This is a genomic window from Streptomyces phytophilus (assembly GCF_013870535.1).
In the GTDB taxonomy this organism is placed as follows: domain Bacteria; phylum Actinomycetota; class Actinomycetes; order Streptomycetales; family Streptomycetaceae; genus Streptomyces; species Streptomyces phytophilus.
In genome coordinates this window covers 1-1,498 of sequence record NZ_JACBXC010001396.1, presented here as the reverse complement: position 1 = coordinate 1,498, position 1,498 = coordinate 1, and the positions used below count along the sequence as shown (strand labels likewise).

At 69.6% G+C, this 1,498-nt stretch carries 1 protein-coding gene and 2 pseudogenes; all 3 read left to right on the top strand.

Going from position 1 to position 1,498, the window contains the following annotated elements; all coding sequences use genetic code 11:
• Window positions 1-159: pseudogene (locus H5J30_RS37180) on the top strand (daunorubicin/doxorubicin resistance ABC transporter ATP-binding protein DrrA); the annotation flags it as partial.
• Complete coding sequence (locus H5J30_RS32725) at window positions 156-1,034, top strand: ABC transporter permease (protein WP_181791303.1); 879 nt, start codon at window positions 156-158, stop codon at window positions 1,032-1,034. The pseudogene H5J30_RS37180 and the gene H5J30_RS32725, both read left to right, overlap by 4 nt.
• 209 nt (window positions 1,035-1,243) lie before the next feature.
• Window positions 1,244-1,498: pseudogene (locus H5J30_RS32720) on the top strand (MFS transporter); the annotation flags it as partial.

Here is a 1,498-nt window from a genome sequence, read left to right as displayed (position 1 = left end):
AAGGGGGCCGCCGCCCAGGCCGCCGCCGCGCTGGCGGAGCTGGCCCGCGCGGACATCACCGTCGACAACTTCTCGCTGGGTCAGCCCAGCCTGGACGAGGTCTTCCTCGCCCTCACCGACCGCAAGGCCGGTGCCCAGACCCAGGAGGCAGCAGCATGAGCACCGCGACCGAGACCCAGACCACGACCCGGTCCACGTCCCAGACCGGCGTCGAGGACCTCGCGCCGGTGACCACCGAGAGCCTGGCGGAGCTGCTGGTCTCCAAGGAACGGCCGCCACGGCCAGGTCCCTGGTCGGCCTCGGTGACGTTCGGCTGGCGCGCCGTGCTGAAGATCAAGCACGTGCCCGAGCAGCTCTTCGACGTCACCGCCTTCCCGATCATGATGGTGCTGATGTACACGTACCTCTTCGGGGGTGCGCTGGCCGGCTCCACCTCGGACTACCTGCAGTACCTGCTGCCGGGCATCCTGGTGATGAGCATCGTCATGATCACGATGTACACCGGCGTCTCCGTCAACACCGACATCGAGAAGGGCGTCTTCGACCGCTTCCGCTCGCTGCCGATCTGGCGCCCCGCGGTGATGGTCGGCTACCTGCTGGGCGACATGCTCCGCTACCTCATAGCGTCGGTGGTGATGGTCGGGGTCGGCCTCATCATGGGCTTCCGCCCGGACGGCGGCGTGCTGGGAGTCCTCGCGGGGGTGGCGCTGCTGATCGTCTTCTCGTTCGCGTTCTCGTGGATCTGGACGATGTTCGGCCTGCTTCTCCGTACGGAGAAGTCGGTCATGGGCGTCAGCATGATGGTCCTGTTCCCGACGACGTTCCTCAGCGACATCTTCGTCGACCCGTCGACGATGCCGGGCTGGCTCCAGGCGTTCGTCAACAACAACCCGGTGACGCACCTGGCCTCCGCGGTCCGCGAGCTGATGCACGGCGAGTGGCCGGGCTCGGACATCGCGTGGACGCTGGGCTGGGCGGGCGTGATCGTGGCGGTCTTCGGCCCGATCACGATGCGCCTGTACGCCAGGAAGTAACCACCGCGGCAGCCGTCGGGCCCGCTTTCCCACCCGGGAAGGCGGGCCCGGTCCGTGCTCACGGCCCTCTCTGCTACATTCGGCCGCATGTTCCTCCCCCGTGCATAGGAGCCGGCACGTCGCCCCGCCCCGCCGGGCGCGGCAACCAGCCGCCCATGCACGAGCCGGAGCGCCGGATCCCGCGCTCCCCTTCACCGAGGAACATCACCATGTCTGCGCCGTCCTACGCGGCTGTGCTGCGTATCCCCCATGCCTCCCGCACCTTCGGTGCCGCCCTCCTGGGGCGGTTGTCGTACGGGATGGTCTCGCTGTCCCTGCTGCTCTCCGTCCGGGAGGCCACCGGTTCGTACGCCGCGGCCGGTGCCGCCCTGGCGTGCTTCGGGGCCACCAGCGTCACCCTGTCCCCGGTACGGGCCGGGTTCATCGACCGGCACGGCCCGCGGCGCGCACTGCCGCCGATGGCC